This is a genomic window from Arthrobacter sp. JCM 19049 (assembly GCF_001310435.1).
This window is the reverse complement of record NZ_BAXF01000933.1, coordinates 1-546: the sequence shown is the minus strand read 5'-3', so window position 1 is coordinate 546 and position 546 is coordinate 1. Positions and strand designations below refer to the sequence as shown.

Below are 546 nucleotides of genomic sequence, written 5' to 3'. Positions count from 1 at the left end.
CCGCGTCCGCGATCTGCGCCGGGGTGCGGTAGTTCACCGTCAGCTCCTCCAGCCGGAAGCGCTGCCCCAAGAACGGCTCCAGCGCCTCCCCCCAGCTCAGCGCGCCGGAGGCCGCCGAGGTCTGGGCGATGTCCCCCACGATCGTGAAGGATTCATCGGGCAGCGGCGCATCAGCAGGCGCCACTGCATCGGGGAGAGCTCCTGTGCCTCGTCGACCACGATGTGCCCGTACGCCCAGGTGCGGTCCGCGACCGCGCGTTCGGCGGCGGTCATCCGCGCCCGGTCTCCTGGTTCAGCCCGGCAACCTGTTCGGCGGTGACAATCCCGTCGATCCCCGCGTTCTTGAGCATCACGTCCATGTTCGCCAAGGCGGCCTTCGCGTTCTCCACGTCCCGGTCGAACTGGGCGGCGTCGGGGGTGTCGCGCGGTCGGTGAACTCCCCGAGCAGTTCCGCGGCCTCATCCAGCAGCGGCACGTCGGCTCGGTGAACGGCGAACCGGCCGGACGGTAGAGCGCGGCGCGCTCGGCAGCATCCAGCTGCGGGGC

1 pseudogene is annotated in these 546 nt (G+C 71.1%); it reads right to left on the bottom strand.

What is annotated here, in order from left to right:
* Positions 1–546: pseudogene (locus JCM19049_RS21730) on the bottom strand (UvrD-helicase domain-containing protein); the annotation flags it as partial.